The 22,264-nt window shown below is 71.0% G+C and carries 17 protein-coding genes; 11 read left to right on the top strand and 6 right to left on the bottom strand.

Annotated features, from left to right (window positions below):
• Positions 1–22 precede the first annotated feature (22 nt).
• The 7 genes from A4A78_RS12175 to A4A78_RS12145 all read left to right on the top strand — a co-directional run bounded on the left by A4A78_RS12175 (position 23) and on the right by A4A78_RS12145 (position 8,461).
• Positions 23–1,723, top strand: coding sequence for an alpha-amylase family glycosyl hydrolase (locus tag A4A78_RS12175; protein WP_062949557.1), 1,701 nt, complete (start codon positions 23–25; stop codon positions 1,721–1,723).
• A gap of 132 nt (positions 1,724–1,855) precedes the next feature.
• Positions 1,856–3,115 carry a carboxylate--amine ligase gene (locus A4A78_RS12170; RefSeq protein WP_062949555.1) on the top strand — a complete coding sequence of 420 codons (1,260 nt, stop codon included), beginning with the start codon at positions 1,856–1,858 and terminating at the stop codon, positions 3,113–3,115.
• A gap of 86 nt (positions 3,116–3,201) precedes the next feature.
• Complete coding sequence (locus tag A4A78_RS12165) at positions 3,202–4,476, top strand: carboxylate--amine ligase (protein ID WP_062949553.1); 1,275 nt, start codon at positions 3,202–3,204, stop codon at positions 4,474–4,476.
• A 61-nt stretch (positions 4,477–4,537) separates the two neighbouring features.
• The gene (locus A4A78_RS12160) at positions 4,538–5,044 is read left to right on the top strand and encodes a YbhB/YbcL family Raf kinase inhibitor-like protein (protein WP_062949551.1); all 507 of its coding nucleotides are present in this window, start codon (positions 4,538–4,540) and stop codon (positions 5,042–5,044) included.
• Positions 5,045–5,251: 207 nt separating this feature from the next.
• Positions 5,252–6,490 (top strand): glycosyltransferase, encoded by a 1,239-nt coding sequence (locus tag A4A78_RS12155; protein ID WP_062949549.1) that lies wholly within the window; start codon positions 5,252–5,254, stop codon positions 6,488–6,490.
• Positions 6,487–7,263, top strand: coding sequence for a TVP38/TMEM64 family protein (locus A4A78_RS12150; RefSeq protein ID WP_062949547.1), 777 nt, complete (start codon positions 6,487–6,489; stop codon positions 7,261–7,263). The genes A4A78_RS12155 and A4A78_RS12150 overlap by 4 nt, the downstream gene beginning before the upstream one ends.
• 13 nt (positions 7,264–7,276) lie before the next feature.
• Positions 7,277–8,461: a glycosyltransferase gene (locus A4A78_RS12145; RefSeq protein WP_062949545.1), complete on the top strand. Its 1,185-nt coding sequence runs from the start codon at positions 7,277–7,279 to the stop codon at positions 8,459–8,461.
• Between the two features lie 96 nt (positions 8,462–8,557).
• On the opposite strand, the gene A4A78_RS12140 is transcribed toward A4A78_RS12145, so the two are convergent.
• From A4A78_RS12140 to dnaK, 4 genes are all read right to left on the bottom strand, one after another.
• A complete protein-coding gene (locus A4A78_RS12140; RefSeq protein ID WP_062949543.1) occupies positions 8,558–8,998 on the bottom strand; it encodes a heat shock protein transcriptional repressor HspR in 441 nt (146 codons plus the stop codon).
• A 106-nt stretch (positions 8,999–9,104) separates the two neighbouring features.
• Positions 9,105–10,112, bottom strand: coding sequence for a DnaJ C-terminal domain-containing protein (locus A4A78_RS12135; RefSeq protein ID WP_062949541.1), 1,008 nt, complete (start codon positions 10,110–10,112; stop codon positions 9,105–9,107).
• 144 nt (positions 10,113–10,256) lie between these two features.
• Positions 10,257–10,934: a nucleotide exchange factor GrpE gene (locus A4A78_RS12130; protein WP_062949540.1), complete on the bottom strand. Its 678-nt coding sequence runs from the start codon at positions 10,932–10,934 to the stop codon at positions 10,257–10,259.
• Positions 10,934–12,793 (bottom strand): molecular chaperone DnaK, encoded by a 1,860-nt coding sequence (gene dnaK / locus A4A78_RS12125; RefSeq protein WP_062949538.1) that lies wholly within the window; start codon positions 12,791–12,793, stop codon positions 10,934–10,936. The genes A4A78_RS12130 and dnaK overlap by 1 nt, the downstream gene beginning before the upstream one ends.
• Positions 12,794–13,612: 819 nt before the next feature.
• On the opposite strand from dnaK, the gene nhaA reads away from it, so the two are divergent.
• Positions 13,613–15,427 (top strand): Na+/H+ antiporter NhaA, encoded by a 1,815-nt coding sequence (gene nhaA, locus A4A78_RS12120; protein ID WP_156488626.1) that lies wholly within the window; start codon positions 13,613–13,615, stop codon positions 15,425–15,427.
• Positions 15,428–15,635: 208 nt separating this feature from the next.
• On the opposite strand, the gene A4A78_RS12115 is transcribed toward nhaA, so the two are convergent.
• Positions 15,636–16,487 carry a LuxR C-terminal-related transcriptional regulator gene (locus A4A78_RS12115; protein WP_062949534.1) on the bottom strand — a complete coding sequence of 284 codons (852 nt, stop codon included), beginning with the start codon at positions 16,485–16,487 and terminating at the stop codon, positions 15,636–15,638.
• A 92-nt stretch (positions 16,488–16,579) separates the two neighbouring features.
• Here A4A78_RS12115 and hxlB point away from each other — a divergent pair, with 92 nt between their 5' ends.
• Both hxlB and hxlA read left to right on the top strand, forming a co-directional pair.
• Entirely contained in the window at positions 16,580–17,152 is a 573-nt protein-coding gene (hxlB, locus tag A4A78_RS12110) for a 6-phospho-3-hexuloisomerase (protein WP_062949532.1), read from the top strand.
• A gap of 53 nt (positions 17,153–17,205) precedes the next feature.
• The gene (gene hxlA / locus A4A78_RS12105; protein ID WP_062949530.1) at positions 17,206–17,829 is read left to right on the top strand and encodes a 3-hexulose-6-phosphate synthase; all 624 of its coding nucleotides are present in this window, start codon (positions 17,206–17,208) and stop codon (positions 17,827–17,829) included.
• A 266-nt stretch (positions 17,830–18,095) separates the two neighbouring features.
• Here the strand turns inward: hxlA and A4A78_RS12100 are convergent, their stop codons facing one another.
• Positions 18,096–19,289, bottom strand: coding sequence for an alcohol dehydrogenase catalytic domain-containing protein (locus A4A78_RS12100; protein WP_062949528.1), 1,194 nt, complete (start codon positions 19,287–19,289; stop codon positions 18,096–18,098).
• Between the two features lie 225 nt (positions 19,290–19,514).
• Between A4A78_RS12100 and A4A78_RS12095 the strand changes: the two genes are divergently transcribed.
• Positions 19,515–22,193 (top strand): excinuclease ABC subunit UvrA, encoded by a 2,679-nt coding sequence (locus A4A78_RS12095; RefSeq protein ID WP_062949526.1) that lies wholly within the window; start codon positions 19,515–19,517, stop codon positions 22,191–22,193.
• Positions 22,194–22,264 lie beyond the last annotated feature (71 nt).

Raw genomic sequence — 22,264 nt, 5'->3', positions numbered from 1 at the left:
CCGCCCCCATCGGAAGGACACCATGACCACCACCTCCTCGCCCGCCCCCGCGACCGCGCAGCCGGAGGCCGGCGCCCCCGAATGGTGGCGCGACGCCGTGGTCTACCAGGTGTATCCCCGCTCCTTCGCCGATGCGGACGGCGACGGCATGGGCGACCTGCCCGGCGTCACCTCCCGCCTGCCCTACCTGCGCGAGCTCGGCGTGGACGCCCTCTGGCTCTCGCCCTTCTACACCTCCCCGCAGCGCGACGGCGGCTACGACGTGACCGACTACTGCGACGTGGACCCGCGCTTCGGCTCCCTCGCCGATGCCGACGAGCTCATCGCCTCCGCCCATGCGATGGGCCTGAAGGTGATCGTGGACATCGTCCCCAACCACTCCTCGAGCGAGCACGAGCTGTTCCAACAGGCGCTGGTGGCCGGGCCCGGCTCCCCCGAGCGGGACATGTACGTGTTCGCCGACGGCCGGGGGGAGCACGGCGAGCTGCCGCCGAACAACTGGACCTCGATCTTCCACGGAGAGGCCTGGACCCGCGTCACCGAGGCGGACGGCACGCCCGGGCAGTGGTACCTGCACATCTTCGACACCTCCCAGCCGGACTGGAACTGGCAGAACCCGCGCGTGCACGCCCTGTTCCGGGATGTGCTGCGGTTCTGGCTGGATCGCGGGGCCGACGGGTTCCGCGTGGACGTCGCCCACGGGATGGTCAAGCCCGAGGGGCTGCCGGACGCCGCCGTCAACGCCGAGGGGCTGCTGGACATCCCCGAGGGCGAGGTGCCGATCTACTTCGACAACGACGGGGTGCTGGAGATCTACCGCGAGTGGCGGCCGATCTTGGACTCCTACGAGGGCGAGCGGATGATGGTGCTGGAGGCCTGGATCCCCGAGCACCGGCTGCCGCTGTACATCGGCCGCGAGGAGGCGCACCAGTCCTTCAACTTCGGGTTCCTCCAGGCCACCTGGGGCGTGGAGACGATGCGGGCGGCGATCGAGAAGCCGCTGGCCCTGGCCGATGCCGTGGGCGCGCCCACCACCTGGGTGCTGTCCAACCACGACGTGATCCGGCACGCCACCCGCTACGGCTTCCCGCCCGGCTACCGCTTCGGCGAGGGGCTGGGCCGCGAGGAGACGCCGGACGCGGCGCTGGGCCTGGCCCGCGCCCGCGCGGCGACGCTGCTGATGCTGTCCCTGCCGGGCGCCGCCTACCTGTACCAGGGCGAGGAGCTGGGCCTGCCGGAGGTCGCGGAGATCCCCGACGCGCTGCGCGAGGACCCCGCCCATCTTCGGGCCGGGGTGCCCGGCCGCGACGGCTGCCGCGTACCGCTGCCCTGGCGGGCGGACGCCCCGGCGCACGGCTTCTCCCCCACCGGCGAGAGCTGGCTGCCGCAGCCGGAGGAGTTCGGGGCGCTGGCGGCGGATGCGCAGGAGGGCGTGCCCGGGTCGACGCTGGAGATGTACCGCGCCGCGATCGCGCTGCGCAGGGAGCACGGCCTGGGCCGCTCGGACGCCCCGGTGGAGTTCCTCGAGAACCTGCCCGAGGGCCTGCTGGGCCTGGTCCGCGGCGAGGTGGTGGTGCTGGTGAACACCTCGGAGCAGGAGCTGCCCCTGCCCGCCGGACCGGACGGCCTCGACCTCGCGGACGCGGAGGTGCTGGTCGGCTCCGCCGAGCCCGTGCCCGGCCGGCTCCCGGCCGACGCCGCCGTGTGGCTGCGTCGGCGCTGAGCCGCCGCTGCGCCGGGGAGGAGCAGCACTGACGCCGCCGGCTGGTCGCTGGTGAGTCGCGGTGCTCACGTCCGGCCGCGCAGGGCCCGTCCCTGCGCGGCGGGAGCCCGCCTACCCGCTAGGATCGCGCTCATGCGCTCGCCCTCCGCCCCGGTCGACCCCGGGTTCGACGTCGTCGTGCTCGGGGCCGGCCTGAACTCCCTGAACCTCACCATCGCCTTCCACGCCCAGTACGGGATGCGCTGCACCACCGTGGTGCGCACCCCGGTGGCGATGAACGAGCGCACGGTCACGACGGACCTCGTCACCCTCGGCGGCGACGCGAGCGACGAGGACCTGCGCGATGCGCTGATCGACCTGGCCGCCCAGCGGCCCGCCGGCCGCCCGGCGCTGCTGCTGACCAATGCGGACTCCCTCATCGAGCTGATCGATCGCTTCCGCGCTGATCTGGAGCCGCACTACCTGCTCGCGCAGGTCGATGCCCGGCTGCTGTCGCGCCTGGCGGACAAGGCCGAGTTCGCGGAGATCTGCGCGGAGCTCGGCATCGACACGGTCCCCACCGTCATCGTCGACTTCTCCGGGGCCGGGGAGCCGGACTGGAACGGGCACGAGGAGCTGCCCTGGTCCTATCCCGTGGTCGGCAAGGCCGCGAACACCGCCGAGTACCACCACGTCGACTTCCCCGGGAAGAAGAAGGTGTTCTTCCTCGAGTCCGCCGAGGAGCAGCAGGACCTCGTGCGGTCCCTGCGGGAGGCCGGCTTCACCGGGCGCTTCCTGTTCCAGGAGCTGATCGAGGGGGACGACACCGCGCAGCGCTCGATCACCGCCTACCGCTCCAGCCGCGGGAGGGTGACGCTGCTGTGCGCGGCGCAGGTGCTGCTGGGCGAGCACACCCCCGAGGCGCTCGGCCGGCCCGCCGCGATGATCACCGGCGACTTCCCGAGCCTCACCGCCGCCGCGGAGCGCTTCCTGGACCATGTGGACTACGTGGGCTTCGCGAACTTCGACGTGAAGGTCGACCCGCGCACCGGCCGGGAGTGCTTCTTCGAGATCAACCCTCGCATCGGCCGGAACAACTACTACGTCACCGCCGCGGGCGAGCCGGTGGCGCGGCACGTGGTCGAGGACCGGGTGCACGGACGCGACATCGCCCAGGTGCGCGTCACCCGGCCGATCCTCTACACGATCCTGCCGCTGCGGCTCGTGCTCTCCTATGTGCGCGATCCCGCCCTGCGCGAGCACGTCCGGGGTGTGGCGCGGCGGGGGCTGCGCAACCCCTTCCGGTACCGTCCTGAGGGCCTGTGGATGCGCGCCTACTCGGTCGTCTCCGGCCTGAACTTCGTGCGCAAGTACCGCGCCGTGTACCCGCGCCCCACCGACACCGGCTTCTGAGCGTCCCGCCGCAGCACGTCCCGGCGCTCCCCGATCCCAGCGCTTCACCTCTCCCGCACCGCGCACGACCGACAAGGACCCCTCTGATGCCCGACACCCCGCCCCGCCCCTACACCGCCGTGTCGACCCCCGAGGTGGACCTGGTGCTGCTCGGCGGCGACATCGGCATCTACGCCCTGGCCCGCGCCTTCCACGAGAAGTACGGGATCACCTCGACGGTCGTGACCCGGAAGGTCGCCGGCCCCGTCGCGGACTCCTCGATCCTGACCACCGTGGAGCTGGGCATGTCCGCCTCCGAGGAGGACATGGTCGCGGCGCTGCTGCAGGTGGGCCACGACAAGGCCGCCCGCCCCGGCGGCACCCGCCCGGTGCTGCTGGCGAACGCGGACTTCCTGGTGGCGCTGCTGGCCGCGCACCGCGAGGAGCTCGGCGAGCTCTTCCACCTGCCGCTGCTCGACGACGACGTGCTCGAGGCCGTCGCGGACAAGGCGACCTTCTCCCAGATGTGCTCCGAGATCGGCGTGGCCACCCCGCGCACCGTCGTGCTCGACTTCGAGGGCGGCACGGCGCCGGAGGTGCCGGAGCTGGACCTCGGCTGGCCCGTGGTCGCCAAGGCCTCCCGCTCCTCCGCGTACAACGCCGTCTCCTTCCCCGGCAAGCGGAAGGTCTTCGAGATCGAGGACCGAGCGCAGCTGCTCGACCTCGTCGGCCGCCTCACGGCGGCCGGCTACCAGGACCGCTTCGTGGTCCAGGAGATGATTCCCGGCGACGACACCTCGATGCTGTCGGTGACCGCCTATGTCGACACCCAGGGCCGGGTCACCCTGCTCGGCGGGGCGCAGGTGCTGCTCGAGGAGCACACCCCCGGCGCTCTGGGTAACCCGGCGGCGATGTTCACGACCGACCTGCCGGAGGTGTTCGAGCAGTCGGTGCGCTTCCTGCACCACTCCGGGTACCGCGGCTACGCCAACTTCGACGTGAAGATCGACCCCCGCGACGGGGTCGGGAAGTTCTTCGAGGTCAACCCCCGCATCGGCCGGAACAACTACTACATGACCGCGGCCGGGGCGAACGTCGCGCTGCCCGTGGTGGCGGACCTCGTGGAGCAGCGTGAGATGGAGCGGCTGGTGCCGCGCGAGGAGATCCTCTACTCGATCGTGCCGTGGCCGCTGCTGCGCCGCTACATCATCGACCCGGACCTGCGCACCCGGGTGCGGGAGATCGGGAAGCGCCGCACCGTGCACCCGCTCGCCTACGGGGTCGAGGGCGCGAAGCGCCGCTTCTACGTGCTCGCCGCGACGATGAACCAGGTCAAGAAGTTCCTCCAGCACTACCCGCGCCCCTCGGCCGACGGCTTCTGAGGGGCGGGCGACCGGCGCGGTCCGGTCGACTTCTCCGCGCGCCCTGCCTAGGCTGATCGGCATGAGCGAGAACGTCACCGAATCCGACGAGACCTTCAGCCTGACCTCCTCCGCCACGCCGGACGGGACGGTGGTCGCCCCGCCGCAGCTCGTCGAGGCCCTCGGCGGGCAGAACCTCTCCCCCGATCTCGCATGGAGCGATGCTCCCGAGGGAACGCGGTCCTTCGCGGTCACCTGCTATGACCCGGACGCCCCGACGGGCTCCGGGTTCTGGCACTGGGTCGCCTGGGACATCCCCGCCGACGCCGCGACGCTGCCGCAGGGCGTGGCCCGCGAGGACGCCGGCTCGCCGATCCGCCAGGCCGTGAACGACTTCGGGAACGTCGGCTACGACGGGCCGGAGCCGCCCGCCGGCGCCCCGCACCGCTACCAGTTCTCGGTCCACGCCCTGCCGGTGGAGACCCTCGGCGTCGAGCACGGGGCCGCCAACGTCCAGGCGCGCTTCGCGATCTTCACCCAGCAGCTGGCGTCCACGTCGCTCACGGCCCGTTACCAGGTAACGGGCTGACGCACTAGGGGGAAACTCTCCGCGACGCGTCGGGCGCGCCCGGTTCTGGCCCCTGGGCACCGGTCATAGGCTCGGAGCATGAGCACGCGGACCAGGCACGACCAGGCGTCGGAGGCAGGATCAGACCACGGTCTGACCCCTCTCCTCCGCTCGGCGGAGGCGCTCAGCGCGACCACGTGCGAACCTCGAGGGGTGAACGTGACCAGGATGCGCCCGAGCCCCCGTCAGGACGCCGAGCCGACCCGTCCCCTGCGAGTGCTCCTCACCACCGACTGGTGGGAACCGGTGGTCAACGGGGTGGTCGCCTCGGTCCAGACCCTGCGCCGCGAGCTGCTCGCCCTGGGCTGCGACGTGCGGGTGCTGACGCTGTCCCAGGGCATCCGCACCCGCAGCGAGCAGGGCGTCTACCGCATCGGCTCGGTCTCCGCCTCGATGGTCTACGACCGCGCCCGGATCGGCATGCCCGCCAGCCGCCGCGTGCTGCGCGAGATCCTGCGCTGGCGACCGGACGTCGTCCACTCCCAGTGCGAGTTCTCGACCCATGTGTGGGCGCGCCGCATCGCCCGCACCCTCGCCGTGCCGCTGGTGCACACGTACCACACGATCTACGAGGACTACACGCACTACTACTCCCCCAGCCGCTCCGTCGGCCGGAAGGTCGTGGAGACCTTCTCCCGCCGGGTCCTGGCGGGCACCGACGCCGTCGTGGTCCCCACCGCGAAGGTCCAGCGGATCCTCACCGGCTACGGGGTCCGCTCCCCCGTGCACGTCGTGCCGACGGGCCTGGACCTCGAGCGCTTCCGCCCCGCCGCGAGCGAGGCCGAGCACGAGGACGTCCGGGCGCTGCGCCGCGGGCTCGGCATCTCCCCCGAGCAGCGGGTGCTCGTCTCCGTCTCGCGCCTGGCGAAGGAGAAGAACCTCGAGGAGGTCCTCGACATGGTCGCGGCCGCGGACCGGGCGGACACGGTGCTCGTGCTCGTCGGCGACGGGCCCTACCGCTCCGAGCTCGAGGCGCACGCCCGGGCGCTCGGGATCGCCGACCAGGTCCGCTTCGCGGGCGTCGCGGTTCCCGCCGAGGTGCAGCGCTGGTACCGGATCGGCGAGCTGTTCGTCAGCGCCTCCCTGAGCGAGACCCAGGGCCTGACCTTCATCGAGGCGCTCGCCTGCGGGCTGCCGCTGCTGTGCCGCCGCGACGCGTCGCTGGCGAGCGTGGTCGTCGAGGGGCGCACGGGCTGGCAGTACGAGGACGCCGAGCAGTTCTCCGCCCACCTGTCCGCGCTGCTGGACGGCTCGCGCCGGCGCGAGGAGATGGCGACCGCGGCCCGTGAGCACGCGCAGGCGACCTGCGGGGCCCAGGACTTCGGTCGGCACGTGCTCGAGGTGTACCGCCAGAGCCTGCGCCGCAGGCCCGCCCGGATCATCTCGCGCCCGGTCGTGACCGCTTGAGCTCCACGACCGGGACGATCCCCGCGGTCCGCACCGCGCCGACGCGCCCGGCGGCGCCTGCCCGCCGCGTCGCCGTCCGGCCGGTCCCCGCACCCGTCGTCCGTCCGGGCGCGGTGCAGGCACCGGCCGTCCCGGCCCGCCCCGTCGCCGACGGGATCGCCGGGGCCGGCGGCCCGGAGGCGGGGGTCCGACGGGACCCGCTGAGGATCGCCGCGCGGCTCTCCCCGCTGCTCGGCCTCGGCCTCTCCATCGCACTGGTGGTCTGGGGACTCGACACCGGGGTGCTTCGCTCGCTGACGAACCTGCAGGCCTTCATCGACTCGCTCGGCGCCTGGGGTCCGCTCGCCTTCTTCGTGGTCTCCGCCGCCTCGGTCGTCTTCCCCATCCTCCCCGGCGGTCTGCTGGTGATCGCGGGGCCGGTGCTCTTCGGCGCCGTCGAGGGGACCGTGCTCAACTACCTCGCCGTGTGCTCGGGCTCCCTGCTGAACTTCCTGATCGCGCGGCACGTGGGCCTCTCCCTCATCGAGCGGATGTTCCGTCCGCGCACGGTGGAGAAGCTCCTGGGGTGGACGCGCAGCGCGCACTTCACCCGCGCCTTCGCGCTCGCGATCGCGCTGCCCGTCGCGCCCGACGACCTGCTGTGCTACATCGCGGGCACCACCCGCATGAGGTGGCGCACCTACGTCGCCATCATCCTGCTGTGCAAGCCGTGGGCGCTGATCGCCTACGGCCTCGGCGTGAGCACGCTGCTGCTGCGCTTCCTTCCCTGGTGAGGAGTACTCCCCGATGCTCATGAGCTCCCGCGCCGCGAGGCGCCGCCGTCGGCCCCTCGAGGCGGCCGGCCGCCGATTGGACCGCATCGCCCGCACGGTCCTGCCCGGACGCCATCCCCGCCGCGGGGTGCGCGGCGACGAGCCGCTGCGCGTGCTGCTGCCGCGCGGCCTCGCCTCGCTGGCGAAGGAGTCCGGGATCGGCGCCGCGATCCGCCATCAGGAGACCGCCGTGCGGGCCCTCGGCCACGAGGTGGTCACCAACCCCCTGCGCTCCTTCGACGTGGTGCACCTGAACACCCCGTTCCCGGACACGCCGCTGCTCGCGCACTGGGCGCGGCTGTGGCGTCGGCCGGTGCTGATGTGGGCGCACTCCACCGAGGAGGACTTCCGCGACTCCTTCCCCGGGGCGAACCGCGTCGCGCCGCTGTTCCGTCGCTGGATCGCGCACCTGTACCGCCGCGGCGACCTCGTGGTCACCCCGAGCGAGTACTCGCGCGGGCTCATCTCCCGGCCGGAGTACGGACTGCGCGCCCCGGTGCGGGTGCTCTCCAACGGCGTGGACACGACCTTCTTCCGCCCCGATCCGGGAGCGCGGAGGCGGCTGCGCGAGCAGCTGGGCCTCGGTCCGGAGGCGCGCGTGGTGGTGAGCGTCGGGATGCAGCTGGTGCGCAAGGGGATCCTCGACTGGGTGGAGGTGGCGAGGCTGCTGCCGGAGGTGACCTTCGTCTGGTACGGCCGCACCGATCCGCGCATGCTCACCCGGGACGTCGAGCGGGCGCTGGCCTCCGCGCCGCCGAACGCGCTCTTCCCCGGCTACGTGCAGGCGGAGCAGGTGCGCGAGGCGTACTGCGGGGCGGACGTCTTCTGCTTCCTCACCAAGGAGGAGACCGAGGGGATCGTGCTGTGGGAGGCGCTGGCGTGCGAGGTGCCGGCGCTGGTGCGCGCGATCCCGATCTACCGCGACGGGATGCCCGACGGGGTGCTCACGCACCAGGTCGCCGGCGACGGTCCCGACTTCGCGGAACGCGCGGCGGAGAAGCTCGGTGCGCTGCTGGACGGGGAGCTCGCCGACCTCCGCCGGGCGGGACGCGAGGCGGCCGAGGGCGTGGACATCCAGCAGATCGCGCGGACGCTCGGGACGCTGTACGAGGAGGTCGGGGCGCAGCCGCACCGGCCCGCTCCCGGGCGGGACGGCTGAGGCCGGGCCGCCCGGGCGCGAGTCCCGGCCGCGGCCCGGCGACGGCGGCCGCTCGCTCGGTGCCGGCGGTCGAGGCCGGGTGCCGGCGACCCGCTGTCAGCGGCGGTGGCCGGGACGCCAGACGACGAGCGCGCCGCTGCCGGAGCTGCGGCGGGGACGCTCGCCGCGGCGCAGAGCGCTGATCTCCCCGTCGCGGTCGGCAGTGAACACGCGGCGCTGCGCGGGGCTCATCGACTCGAGGGTCTCGCGCACGCGCTGCAGCTGGTCCTGGAGGGTCTGGACCTCGTCCTGCAGCTCGAGGATCCGCTTGATGCCGGCGAGGTTGACGCCCTGGTCCTGGGACAGCGCCTGGATCTCTCGCAGTCGCATCACGTCGCGCGCGCTGTAGCGGCGTCCCCGGCCGCGGGTGCGCTGCGGGACGACCAGGCCGAGCCGGTCGTACTGGCGCAGGGTCTGGGGGTGCATGCCGGAGAGCTCGGCCGCGACCGAGATGGCGAAGACCGGCGCGCGGTCGTCGAGACGGGGCGAGGGGGCCATCGGGGAGCTCCTTCCGGGATGCGGGGACGGACGGGTCGGGACGGCGGGCGGCGCCGCTCGCCGGACGGACCGGCCGGCCGCCTTCGTCCGGGCCGGTCGGCTTCGGTCAGCTGGCGGCGGCCGCGGCGAGCCCGGCGCGCGGGTCCTCGCCCGCGAGCGCCTCGCGCAGGTCCTCCACGGCCTTCTTCGCCTTCCCCTCGACGTGCGAGGGGACCGCGACCTGGACGGTGACGTGGAGGTCCCCGGTGCGCTTGGAGGTCACGAGCCCCTTGCCGCGCACGCGCAGGGTGCGGCCGGACGGGGTGCCCGCGGGAACCTTCACCGAGACGGTGCCTCCGTCCAGCAGCGGGACGGACAGGGTGGTGCCGAGCACCGCCTCGTCGAAGGAGACGGGCACCGTGATCTTCAGGTTCGCGCCGTCGGCGCTCCACACGGGGTGCTCCTCGACGTCCAGCGTGAGCAGCAGGTCTCCTGCCGGGCCGCCGCCGGGGCCGGGTCGGCCCTTGCCGCGCAGGCGGATCTTCTGCCCGTCGTGGACGCCCGCGGGGATGCGGGTGGTGACGGCCTTCCCGTCGACGGTCAGCCGGATCTCGGTGCCCAGCGCCGCGTCGCGGAAGCTGATCCTCGTGCGGGCCGAGATGTCCTGGCCCTTGGAGGGGCCGGGCTGGAAGCCGGCCGGTCCCCCGCCGCCGAAGCCGCCGCCGGCCTGGCCGCCGAACATCTTCAGCAGGTCGTCGAGGTCGGGGTTCGCACCTCCTCCGCCGCCTGCGGCGTAGCCGCCTGGGGCGCCGTGGCCGCCGCCGAACATGGAGGAGAAGATGTCCTCGAAGCCGGCGGCCCCGGGGCCGCCCTGGCCGGCGGAGAAGCGTGCGCCGCCGGAGCCCATGGCGCGGATCGCGTCGTACTGCTCGCGCTGCTCGGGGTCGTTGAGGACCGAGTAGGCCTCGCCGATCTCCTTGAACGTCTCCTCCGCCTTGGGGTCGTCGGGGTGGCGGTCGGGGTGGTACTGCCGGGCCTTCTTGCGATAGGCCTTCTTGATCTCCTGCGCGTCGGCGTCCTTGGAGACGCCGAGGACCGCGTAGAAGTCCTTGTCGAGCCAGTCCTGTCCGGACATCAGCGTCTCCTTCCGGGAGCCTCAGGTACTTCTGCGTCGTTCGTGGTGTTCGTAGGGTTCGTGGTGTTCGTAGGGAATGAGCCGGGGCGGGGCCCGTCGGCGGGACCGACGGGCCCCGCCCCGGCGTAATGCAGGCGCCTGCTCTCAGGCGGGTCCGCGCGTCCCGACCCGGGCGGGGCGCAGCACGCGATCGTTCAGCGCGTAGCCGGGCTGCATGACGAGCGAGATCGTGGCGGTCTCGACGTCGTCGGCGTCCTCGTGCATGAGGGCCTCGTGGAGGTTCGGGTCGAACTCCTCGCCCACCGCGCCGAAGCGCTTCAGGCCGTGGGAGCCGAGGATCTCCTCGAGCTTCTGCGCGATCGAGTGGAAGGGCGTGCCCTCGGCGATGTCGCCGTGCTGGCGGCCCAGCTCCACGTCGTCGAGCACCGGGATCAGGGCGGCCAGGACGCGGCCCACGGCCGCCTCCTTGCTCACCTCGGCGGAGGACTCGATCCGGCGGCGCGAGTTGACGTACTCGGCCTGCTCGCGCTTGAGCTGCTCGGTGAGCGCGGTGACCTGGCCCTCGAGCTCGGCGACCCGTCCGGCGTCGGCCGGGGCGGAGTCCCCGCCCTGGCCGGAGGCGGCCTGCTCGAAGAGCGTCGCCGCCTCGGCGTCGATCGGGTCGACCGGCTCCTGGGAGCCCTGTCCCTCGGAGGCGGGGGCGTCCCCGGAGGGACGGACCGAGCCGTCCTCCGGGTTCACCTTCCGCTTGTCGGTGAAGGAGAACCGCGGCTCGCCCTCAGGGCGCTGAGCGTCGTCGGGGTGGCTCTGGTTCTCGGTCATCACTTCTTCTCCTCGTCCTCGTCCACGATCTCGGCGTCGACCACGTCGTCATCGTCCGACGACGGCGCCTCGGCGCCCTCGGGAGCGCCCTCGGCACCCTCCTGGGCCTGCGAGTAGATCGCGGTGCCGACGGCCTGGAGCGCCTCGTTCAGCGCGTCGCGCTTGGCCTCGAGGTCCTCGGTGGAGGCGTCCTCCTTGGCCAGCTCGTCCTTCGCCTCCTTGATGGCGTCCTCGGCCTTCGTCCTGTCGCCGTCGGAGATCTTCTCCTCGTTGTCCTTCAGCAGCTTCTCGCCCTGGTAGACGAGCTGCTCGAGGGTGTTGCGGGCGTCGGCGTTCTTGCGGCGCTCCTCGTCCTCGGCGGCGTGGGCCTCGGCGTCCTTCACCATGCGGTCGATGTCCTCGTCGGACAGGGCGGAGCCGCCGGTGATCTGGATGGACTGCTCGTTGCCGGTGCCGCGGTCCTTCGCGGTCACGTGCACGATGCCGTTGGAGTCGATGTCGAAGGTGACCTCGATCTGCGGGATGCCGCGCGGGGCCGGGGCGATGCCGGTGAGCTCGAAGGTGCCGAGCATCTTGTTGTCCCGGGTGAACTGGCGCTCTCCCTGGAAGACCTGGATCGCGACGGAGGGCTGGTTGTCCTCGGCGGTCGAGAAGACCTCGGAGGTCTTCGTCGGGATGGCCGCGTTGCGCTCGATGAGCTTGGTCATCACGCCGCCCTTGGTCTCGATGCCCAGGGAGAGCGGGGTGACGTCCATGAGCAGGACGTCCTTGCGCTCGCCCTTGATGACCGCGGCCTGGAGAGCGGCGCCGACGGCGACGACCTCGTCCGGGTTCACGGACTTGTTGGGCTCCTTGCCGCCGGTGAGCTCCTTGACGACCTCGGTCACCGCGGGCATGCGGGTCGAGCCGCCCACGAGGACCACGTGGTCGATGTCGGAGACCTTGATGCCGGCGTCCTTGATGACCTGGTGGAAGGGGGCCTTGGTGCGCTCGAGCAGATCGGAGGTCATGTCCTCGAACTGCGCGCGGGTCAGCTTCTCGTCCAGGTGCAGCGGGCCGTTCTCGGTCATCGAGAGGTACTGCAGGGAGAGGGTGGTGGAGGTGGAGGAGCTGAGCTCCTTCTTCGCCTGCTCGGCGGCCTCCTTCAGGCGCTGCAGGGCGATGCGGTCCTTGCCCAGGTCCACGCCCTCCTTGTTCTTCACCTGCGAGATCAGCCAGTCGACGATCTTCTGGTCCCAGTCGTCGCCGCCCAGGCGGTTGTCGCCGGCGGTGGCCTGGACCTGGATGGTCGAGCCCTCGTCGTCCTTGCTCACCTCGAGCAGGGAGACGTCGAAGGTGCCGCCGCCGAGGTCGAAGACGAGGATCTGCTCGTCGTCGTTGCCCTTCTCGAGGCCGTAGGCCAGCGCCGCGGCGGTGGGCTCGTTGATGATGCGCAGGACGTTCAGACCCGCGATGGTGCCGGCGTCCTTGGTGGCCTGACGCTCGGAGTCGGAGAAGTAGGCCGGGACGGTGATGACCGCGTCGGTCACGGACTCACCCAGGTAGGACTCGGCGTCCTTCTTGAGCTTGCCGAGGATGCGCGCGGAGATCTCCTGCGGGGTGTACTTCTTGTCGTCGATCTCCTGGGTCCAGTCGGTGCCCATGTGGCGCTTGACGGAGGAGATGGTGCGGTCGACGTTGGTGACGGCCTGGCGCTTGGCGACCTCGCCGACGAGGACCTCGCCCTGCTTGGAGAAGGCGACGACCGACGGGGTGGTGCGGGAGCCCTCGGCGTTCGCGATGACGGTGGGCTGACCGCCCTCGAGGACGGCGACGGCGGAGTTGGTGGTGCCGAGATCGATTCCGACGACACGGGACATGGGTGCCTGCCTTTCTGCGACGGATGCGCCGCACGGGATCTTCGCTGCCGACCAGCGGCCGACGGCAAGACTTGAGCTGTACGGACTCAAGTAGAGAACTCGAGATCGACGATGTCAATCTCAGCAGCTCCGTTCTTGAGTGCACCCGACTCAACTCTGCTCCGATCAGGTTCATTCCCGGTGCAGCAGCTCGTGATGCAGGCCACATCCGCAGGTTCTCGACGAGGTGGCAGTGATCTCACCGATCTGTCACTGGCGTGACTGGATCGCGGATCCTGTCTTGGACGAGGGCATCGATGACGGTGCGGGCGTCGATTCGGGCCCGACGCCTCCAGGCCCGGCGGCTCCGCGCAGCCCTCGCCTCTCATCACGTCGCCGAGCGCCAGGATCGCCGGTTGCGCGGGTCGAGCTCGCCGCGAAGAGAACTGAGGCCGGGCGGAGCGTCTCCTGGTCCTCGCGCAGCTGCCCGTTCTCAGCCTTCGATCGCTTGACCTCGGCAGTCCCTGCGCTGGTGACACCCGGACGACTCCCGTGGTCGACATCGTCCTGCGCCGGACAGCGCCGCACGGGCCCCCACGGGACGCCGTCCTGCCGAGCGGTCGCGACCGCTGCGGCGAGGTGGGAGGGGAACCCCCGCGGGAGCTCTCGCACGAGCCGCGCGCACCTCGCGCGCAGCTGGGGATCGATCTCCCACGGCCGCCCGTCCACCCCCTCGGACCCGAACAGCAGCGGCATCGGAGCCGGTCCGAGCCAGTGGCGCCGTCCAGCACGGTCAGGCAGAATCGCGCCGTGCCCCACTCAACCTCGCCCTCGCGCGGAATACCCGGAAGACTCCGCACGGAGTCGGGCTCGGCCGTCCTGCTCATCGTCGTCACAGCCTTCGCTCTCCTCTGGGCGAACTCGCCGCTGTCCTCTTCCTATGTCGAGCTGTGGCAACAGAGCGTGGGGATCGACGTCGGCCCGTTCGGCCTGCACCTGGATCTGCACCACTGGATCAACGACGGACTGATGGTCGTGTTCTTCTTCGTCGTGGGTCTCGAGGTGCGCCAGGAGTTCGCACACGGGGCTCTGCGGGACAGCAGTCGCGCCCGCCTGGCGGCGATCGCGGGCGTCGCGGGTGTGGCGTTGCCCGCGCTGGTGTACGTCCTGGTCGTCGGCGCGTCCGGTGGCGAGGGGCTCCGCGGGTGGGGGGCGGTCGTCGGAACGGACACGGCGTTCATGCTCGGTGCTCTCGCGATCGTCGGCCCCCGGCTTTCCGGGCAGCTGCGCGTCTTCCTCCTGACCCTCACGGTGGTCGACGACTTCCTTGCGGTGTCGATCATCGGGGTGTTCTACAGCGACGAGATCCGGCCCGTCCCGCTGCTGGTCGCTCTCGGCTGCCTCGTCGCCCTGTGGCTGGTGGGCCGTTCCCGGCAGTGGAGTGCCGCTCCGTACGTGGGGATCGTCATCGTGCTGTGGCTGGCGACTCTGTCCTCCGGCATCCACGCCTCGCTGACGGGCATGATCGCCGGCCTTCTGATCCCCGCCTACCCGACGCAACGGCACAAGGTGGTCGCCGCCCGGCAGCTTTTCCGCGACTTCTGGCAATCCCCGAGCGCTTCCTCGGCGCGTGCCGTCGGACGGGGGCTGTCCAAGGGCGTGTCGGTCAACGAGCGGTTGTACGAGTACCTCCGTCTCCCCACGGCGTTGCTGGTCGTGCCGATCTTCGCTCTGGCCAATGCCGGAGTCGACCTGCGCGGCGGGGTGGTGGCCGACTCGCTGGGCTCGCCTGTGACGTGGGGCGTCATCGCGGGGCTCGTGCTCGGCAAGCTCCTCGGAATCGGGATCGCGACGCTCCTCGCCGTTCGGATGGGCGCAGGCCGACTGCCGGAGGGGGTCGGAATGGGCAGCGTGTTCGGCGGGGCAGCGCTTTCGGGCATCGGTTTCACCGTGTCGCTGCTGGTCATCAGCCTCGCTTTCGACTCCTCCTCCGACCTGGGGCGCCAGGCGACGCTGGGCGTGCTCGTGGCGATGGTGCTCGCCACTGTTCTGGGCTGGTCGATCTTCAAGGTCGCGGCCCGTCGGTGGGGAGAGGAGACGGCGGATCTCCCGATGACGCTCGACTCTCCGGTGGACCCCGAGGTGGATCACATCCGCGGACCGGAGGACGCCCGGCTCACCCTCGTGGAGTTCGTGGACTTCGAGTGCGAGTACTGCGCGCACGCCACTGGCTCCTGGGAAGATCTGCACGGGCGCTTCGGAGACGATCTGCGCTACGTCGTGCGGCATCTGCCTCACCATCCTCACGGCCCCCTCGCCGCCCGGGCCGCCGAGGCGGCCGCGAAGCAGGGGATGTTCTGGCCGTGGCTCGACTTCGTGTTCACTCGGCAGGACGCGCTGGAGAGGGAAGATCTCATCGGCTACGCGGCCGAGCTGGGCCTCGATGTCGAGGCGTTCATCGAGGATCTCGACAGCGACGAGGTTGCTGCGAGGGTCCAGCGGGACATCGCGAGCGCGGAGGCGAGCGGCGCCAAGATGACCCCGACGTTCTTCATCGAGGGTTGTCGGATGGTGGGCAGCTATGACGCGCGCTCACTGACCGAGATGCTGGAATCCAGCCGTCGCGGGGGCCGCACCCAGGCGGCGAGGGCCTGAGGCCGATCCGCGAGCCCGGAACACGGTGGGACGCGGGCGGTGCCGGCGCGTATCAGTCACAGCAGCGCGTTCCCGCGTTCGCGTCGGGCTGGTCTTGGACGCCGTGCGGCATCGCCTTCACGCCGGCCACCAGCTCTTCGAGGCCACGGCCATGAGGTTCGCGGCGCAGTGGGTACGACACCGCTGCCGACGGCCGGACCGAGACCCGCTATCGAGTCTGGGCGCTCGGGGAGTGCGCATCATGGGAGTGAGTGATGCTTGCGAGCTCGGCGCGCGTGCGGGCGCCGTACTTCCGCAGCAAGTTGGCCACGTGGTACTTCACGGTGTTGGCCGTGATCCCGAGCTGGTCGCCGATGCGCTGGTTCGAGATCCCGGTCGCGACCAGGCGCAGCACCTGCTTCTCGCGGTCGGTGAGCTCCTCGGCGCCCTCCACGGTGAGCGCTGCGCTGGGTGGGTCCAGCGGGATCTCGATCCGCAGCGTCGTCCCCCAGCCCGGGGTCGTCTCCACGTCCATGGTTCCGTCGAGCGCCGCCACTCGCTCCACGATCGGACGCAGTGTGTCGTCGTGCGCCGTCACCGCGATTCCCCCGTCGTCACGGACCTCCATCAGCAGGTTGCGGCCATCGCAGTCCCAGCCGATCCGGGCGCGCGCGGCGTCGGCGCGGTCCATGAGCGAGAGCACTGCTGTGCGGGAGATGGCGCGGGCTTCCCGAGCGACCGGGCCCGGCAGCGCCCGTCCTCGCTCAGGAGGCTCTGCGAACTGGACCTGCAGCGGCCCGGAGCGGATCAGAGGACGCAGTTCGGTGCGCAGGCGCGAGAATGCCTCGGCTACCGGCTCGAGCACGCTCTCCTGCAGCTCATGGACCGAACGAGCACGGATGAGCGCGGAGGAGGCGATCTCCGTGGCCTCCCTGCGCGCGGCCGCATCCGCGAGTCGGCCGGAGCGGAGCACGGCGAGGATCGATTCGAGGGTGATCGCATGTTGATCAGCCTGCTCGGTCAGGGCACGGTCCCGCGACAGGGAGCTTGCACGTTCCAGCGGGCTCGGGAGGTCGCTCACCCCGCTACTCTAGCCCGACCTGGGAGGCCCACCCGATCGAACGGGGCACCCCGCTCATCGGGCAGCAGTGGACCGCCGCGGACCGGCCCAAGATGGTCGGCATGGAAGAACGAGGCATCCAGGATTCGCTGACGCGGATCGTCAACGAGATCGAGGGGGCAGCTGCCCTTCCCGACGCGACCGCGCTCGCGGCCGCCGTCGAGCTGACAGCGGACGCCCGGCGGGTCTTCGTCCACGGCGCCGGACGCTCCGGGCTCGCTCTGCGGATGACGGCCATGCGCCTCATGCACCTCGGGCTGGAGGTCCACGTCGTCGGTGAGACGACGACCCCGGCGATCGGAGAGGGCGATCTGCTGCTGACCGCCAGCGGTTCCGGCACGACCTCGGGGGTGGTGAACGCGGCTGAGACGGCGAGATCCGTCGGTGCCCGCGTCATCGGGATCACGACCGACCCCGAGTCACCGCTTGCTCAGCTGTCCCACGCCGTCCTGGTCATCCGTGCGGCGACGAAGACAGACCGGTCCGAGCAGCAGTCGGCCCAGTACGCCGGCAGCCTCTTCGAGCAGCTCCTCGTCCTCGTCGGCGACGCTCTCTTCGACGTCCTGTGGCAGAAGAGCGGTCAGAGCGCGGATGCGCTCTGGCCCCGTCATGCCAACCTCGAATGACCTTTCTTCCCCGTTCCATCATCGACACCACCACGAGAAAGAGATACCCCGACATGCGACTGCAGTTCGCCATGGACACCCTGACCACCGAGTCCGCCCTCGACCTCGCCGCGAAGGCCGCACCCCACGTCGACATCCTCGAGCTCGGCACCCCTCTGATCAAGAGCGAGGGCCTCGCGGCGATCACGGCGGTCAAGGCCGCCCACCCCGACAAGACCGTCTTCGCCGATCTCAAGACCATGGATGCCGGCGAGCTGGAAGCCGACATCGCCTTCACTGCCGGAGCGGATCTGGTCACCGTGCTCGGCGTCGCCGGTGACAGCACGATCGCCGGCGCGGTCGCCGCGGCGACCAAGCACGGCAAGGGCGTCGTCGTCGATCTGATCGGTGTGGCCGACAAGGCCGCACGGGCCCGAGAGGTCGTCGCCCTCGGCGCCGTGTTCGTGGAGATGCACGCCGGCCTCGACGAGCAGGCGGAGGACGGCTACAGCCTCGACGCCCTGCTCGCCGCCGGCGAGGCCGCCGAGGTCCCGTTCTCCGTCGCCGGCGGCGTCAGTGCGGACTCGGTCGAGGCCGTCCAGCGGGCGGGAGCAGACGTGGCCGTCGCGGGCAGCGCCATCTACAGCGCATCGGACGTCGCCGCCGCGGCCGCCGCCATCCGCTCCGCCATCCGGTGACCACCGCCCACCGCATCCCGTGGAGAGGGGGCAGGTGACGGCACGCCCGGGCCCTGTCCCCGACCACCGGATGCGGTGGACTGATGCCGCAGCCGATCCCCGCGTGGCGCAGAGCGCCACGTGACCCTCCTCCCCGCAGGGCGTGCCGAGGCGGGCCCGCGCCCGGGCATCGTCCGGGACGGGATCGGCGACGGATCCGTGCACAGAGCCGGCCCGCGACCGCCGCTGGAGCGACGATCGCGGGCCGGGTGCATGACAGCCCGGGATCAGGCGGGAATCATGCCGTGGGGGTCGATGATGAACTTCTCCGAGACACCGGTATCGAACTTCGCGTAGGCGTCCGGGGCCTCGTCGAGGCTGATGACCTTGGTGTTGAGCATGTCGCTGAGGTAGGGCATGCGGTCCCAAAGGATCGACATCATCAGCTCACGGTTGTAGTGCATGATCGGGGCCTGGCCGCCGGAGATCCGAGGCGACTTGATCCACGCCTTGCCGAAGTCGAGCGGGTAGGTGCCCTCCTGCTCGGCCTTGGAGGAGGCCAGCGGGTCGGGGCCGTAGACGCCGACGATGCCGGTGGCACCGCCTGCGCGGGTGGCGTCCATGACCTGGTTGATGGCGTGGGCCGGGCTCATGTCCTCGGCCTCGCGGCCGATCCCGTGCGCCTCGTTGCCGACGTAGTCGACGGCGCAGTCCACCATGGGCTCGCCGAGGATGGCCTCGATCTGATCGGTCAGCGGCACGTCCTGGTTCAGGTCGATGGTCTCGCAGCCGTTGTTCTTCACCAGGTCCAGCCGGTCCTGGTGGTAGTCACCGACGATGATGCAGGACGCGCCCAGAAGACGGGCCGCCGCGGCGCCGCAGCGTCCCACAGGTCCGGCGCCGGCGATGTAGACGGTCGAGCCGGGCTTCGCCCCGGCCTCCATGAGGCCGTGGAACGCGGTGGGCAGGATGTCCGAGAGCAGGGCGAGGTCACGGATCTTCTCCATGGCCTGGTCCTTGTCGGGGAAGCGGAGCAGCTGGAAGTCGGCGTAGGGGACGAACAGGTACTCCGCCTGCCCACCCTGGAAGTCGCCCAGGTTGAACCCGTAGGCGCCGCAGGACACGTCGGGGTTCACGGTCTCGCACACCTCGGTGTGGCGGGCGCGGCAGTTGCGGCATCGGCCGCAGGCGACGTTGAAGGGGACCGAGACCAGGTCGCCTTCGGAGAGGAACTCGACGTCGGAGCCGATCTCGACGACCTCGCCGGTCATCTCGTGCCCCAACACCATGCCCTGGGAGACGGGGAAGGAACCGCGGTAGATGTGCAGGTCGGAGCCGCAGATGTTGGTGGCGACGATCTTGAGGATGACGCCGTGCGGGGCGCTCCTGCCGTTCGGCATCTCGAGCTTCGGGAAGTCGAGGGTCTCGACGCGCATGTCCTTGACGTTCTGGAACACGACGGCGCGGTTGCTGCTTGCCATGACGTTCTCCTCCAGTTGGGGATGGCCCGGTCGCGGAAGTGCCACGGTCATAAGGATGCCCGTCGCCCGCGACCTCGGCTCTTGTCGAGCATAGGACAGAGGGAACCTCGCCCTCCACCGAGGTGCCCGCCGCGGCTGCGGCGATAGGCGCCACGGCCAGGTGAACCGTGGAGGACTGGGGCATGCACCGACCGATCGGTGGAACGCGTTGCTAGTCTCGCCGGCATGGTCGAAGCACGTAGATCCGCATCGTCGGACTCCTCACCCGTTCAGCCCGACGTGCAGGTTCTCGGCGCTCGCCAGCACAACCTCCAGGACATCGACCTGACGGTGCCTCGCGACGCGCTGGTGGTGTTCACCGGGGTCTCGGGCTCGGGGAAGTCCTCCCTGGCCTTCGGAACCCTGTTCGCGGAGTCCCAGCGCCGCTACCTCGAGTCCGTCGCTCCCTACGCTCGTCGCCTGATCGACCAGGCCGGCGTCCCGGACGTCGACTCCATCACGGGCATGCCGCCGGCCGTCGCTCTTCAGCAGCAGCGTGGAGGCCGCAGTGCGCGGTCCTCGGTGGGCAGCATCACCACGCTCTCCTCGCTGGTGCGCATGCTCTACTCCCGGGCCGGCCACTACCCCGATGATCAGCCGATGCTCTACGCCGAGGACTTCTCCGCCAACACGGTGCAGGGCGCATGCCCGGAGTGCCACGGCATCGGCCGGGTGTACGAGGTCACCGAGGACACGATGGTGCCGGACCCTTCGCTGACGATCCGCGAGCGGGCCATCGCCTCCTGGCCGACGGCCTGGCACGGCCATCAGCTGCGCGATGTGCTCGTCGCCCTCGGCTACGACGTCGATGTGCCCTGGAAGGATCTGCCGAAGGAGGATCGGGACTGGATCCTCTACACCGAGGAGACGCCGTACGTCCCGGTCCATTCGCGGCTGACTCTCGCCGAGGCTCGGGCCGCGACCGAGGCGGGCGTCGAACCGAGCTACTCGGGCACCTTCGTCGGCGCGCGTCGGTACGTGCTCGACACCTTCGCGAACACCAAGAGCGAGTCGATGAAGCGACGCGTGGCGGAGTTCCTCTCGGTCGCTCCCTGCCCTGCCTGCCAGGGGAAGCGGCTGAAGCCGGAGGCCCTGGCAGTGACGTTCGAGGGTCTCGACGTCGCAGATCTCTCCGCGCTGCCGCTCGCGGAGCTCTCCACGCTGATCGACCAGGCGGTCGAGCGAGCTGCCGGAGCTCTCGACGGGGCTGAGTCGGCGGGCCGCACAGCTGGCCAGGCTGACCGACGCGACGCCGGGCAGCGGATCGACGCCGGAGGATCCGCCCCCGCGGCCGTCGAGGACGCACTCTTGTCGTCTGACCGCTCGGTCGAGAAGCTGGCCGCGACAGCGCGATTGGGCGCGGAGCTCGTCAACAGACTGCGGCCGATCATCGATCTGGGTCTGGGGTACCTCTCCCTGGGCCGCACCACCCCCACCCTCTCCGGCGGCGAGCTGCAGCGGCTGCGGCTCGCCACCCAGCTGACCTCTGAGCTGTTCGGCGTGGTCTATGTGCTCGATGAGCCGTCCGCGGGGCTCCATCCGCAGGACGTCAGCGCCCTGCTCGGCATCCTCGACGGGCTCAAGCGCCGAGGCAACAGCCTGTTCGTGGTGGAGCATTCGGTGGACGTGATGCGGCACGCCGACTGGCTGGTCGACATCGGGCCCGGCGCGGGTGAGCGCGGCGGGCGTGTCGTCTACAGCGGGCCCTACGAAGGGCTGGCAGAGGTGGAGGAGTCCGTCACCCGCGGCTACGTCTTCGGGGGCAGCGGCCTGCCCCGCCGGACGCCTCGCGAACCGCAGGGATGGCTGAGACTCGAGCACGTCACGCGCAACAACCTGCGCGACGTGACGATCTCCTTCCCGCTCGGGGTGTTCACCGCCGTCACCGGGGTCTCGGGATCAGGCAAGTCCAGCCTGGTCAGCCAGGCACTGCCTGCGCTGCTCGGCGAACGGCAGGGACGAGTAGACCAGGCGGAGGACGCCGCCCCCGCCGAAGGGGACGAGCTCCTGCTGTCGGACGAGCCCGACGAGCTCGAGGGAGAGATCCGGGGCGACGTCGCCGGGGTGCGCCGCGTCGTGAGCATCGACCAGAAGCCCATCGGTCGCACCCCACGCTCGAACGTCGCCACCTATACGGGCCTGTTCGACCACGTGAGGAGAAGGTTCGCGGAGACGCCCGAGGCTCGCGCTCGCGGGTACAAGGCGGGCAGATTCTCCTTCAACGTCACCGGCGGTCGCTGCCCTACCTGCAAGGGCGAAGGATCCGTCATGGTGGAGCTGCTCTTCCTCCCCTCGGTCTACACCGAGTGCCCCGACTGCCACGGCACCCGCTACCAGTCCAGCACGTTGGAGATCGCCTGGCGCGGCCGCAACATCGCGGAGATCCTCGCCATGAGCGTCGAGGAGGCCCACGATTTCTTCCACGGCGAGTTCGACATCATGCGGTCGCTCGCGGCACTGATCGATGTGGGCTTGGGGTATCTGCGGCTCGGACAGCCGGCCACCGAGTTGTCCGGAGGTGAGGCGCAGCGGGTGAAGCTCGCCTCCGAGCTCCAACGATCCCAGCGCGGGGACACCCTCTACGTCCTGGACGAGCCGACGTCCGGGCTGCACAGCGCCGATTCCGACCGGCTCGTGACGCATCTCCAGACCCTCGTGGACGCAGGCAACACCGTCGTCGCGGTCGAGCTCGACATGCGCATCGTCGCCGTGGCCGACCACGTCATCGACCTCGGGCCCGGCGCGGGAGACGATGGCGGCACGGTGGTCGCCTCGGGCACGCCCGCGCAGGTCGCCTCGTCCGGAGCCGGTGCGTCGGCACCGTACCTCGAGGCCGCGCTCCAGGAGGCCACCTCCCGGATGTGAGAGTCGGAAGGCTGCGATGAGGGCGAAGACCTCGCGCAGAGAGCGCACCGGACGAGCAGGCTGCGTCACCT

The organism is Brachybacterium sp. sponge (assembly GCF_001613775.1).
GTDB classification, from domain to species: Bacteria; Actinomycetota; Actinomycetes; order Actinomycetales; family Dermabacteraceae; genus Brachybacterium; species Brachybacterium conglomeratum.
Note: the sequence above shows the minus strand (reverse complement) of the source record. Positions and strands in the feature narration are given on the sequence as shown.

Coding starts and splice junctions, on each gene's coding strand:
- A4A78_RS12095 (WP_062949526.1), top strand. CDS start 19,515: ATGGTCGAAGCACGTAGATCCGCATCGTCGGACTCCTCACCCGTTCAG.
- A4A78_RS12160 (WP_062949551.1), top strand. CDS start 4,538: ATGAGCGAGAACGTCACCGAATCCGACGAGACCTTCAGCCTGACCTCC.
- A4A78_RS12135 (WP_062949541.1), bottom strand. CDS start 10,112: ATGTCCGGACAGGACTGGCTCGACAAGGACTTCTACGCGGTCCTCGGC.
- A4A78_RS12165 (WP_062949553.1), top strand. CDS start 3,202: ATGCCCGACACCCCGCCCCGCCCCTACACCGCCGTGTCGACCCCCGAG.
- A4A78_RS12170 (WP_062949555.1), top strand. CDS start 1,856: ATGCGCTCGCCCTCCGCCCCGGTCGACCCCGGGTTCGACGTCGTCGTG.
- A4A78_RS12175 (WP_062949557.1), top strand. CDS start 23: ATGACCACCACCTCCTCGCCCGCCCCCGCGACCGCGCAGCCGGAGGCC.
- hxlA (WP_062949530.1), top strand. CDS start 17,206: ATGCGACTGCAGTTCGCCATGGACACCCTGACCACCGAGTCCGCCCTC.
- hxlB (WP_062949532.1), top strand. CDS start 16,580: ATGGTCGGCATGGAAGAACGAGGCATCCAGGATTCGCTGACGCGGATC.
- A4A78_RS12100 (WP_062949528.1), bottom strand. CDS start 19,289: ATGGCAAGCAGCAACCGCGCCGTCGTGTTCCAGAACGTCAAGGACATG.
- A4A78_RS12145 (WP_062949545.1), top strand. CDS start 7,277: ATGCTCATGAGCTCCCGCGCCGCGAGGCGCCGCCGTCGGCCCCTCGAG.
- A4A78_RS12155 (WP_062949549.1), top strand. CDS start 5,252: ATGCGCCCGAGCCCCCGTCAGGACGCCGAGCCGACCCGTCCCCTGCGA.
- A4A78_RS12130 (WP_062949540.1), bottom strand. CDS start 10,934: ATGACCGAGAACCAGAGCCACCCCGACGACGCTCAGCGCCCTGAGGGC.
- dnaK (WP_062949538.1), bottom strand. CDS start 12,793: ATGTCCCGTGTCGTCGGAATCGATCTCGGCACCACCAACTCCGCCGTC.
- A4A78_RS12140 (WP_062949543.1), bottom strand. CDS start 8,998: ATGGCCCCCTCGCCCCGTCTCGACGACCGCGCGCCGGTCTTCGCCATC.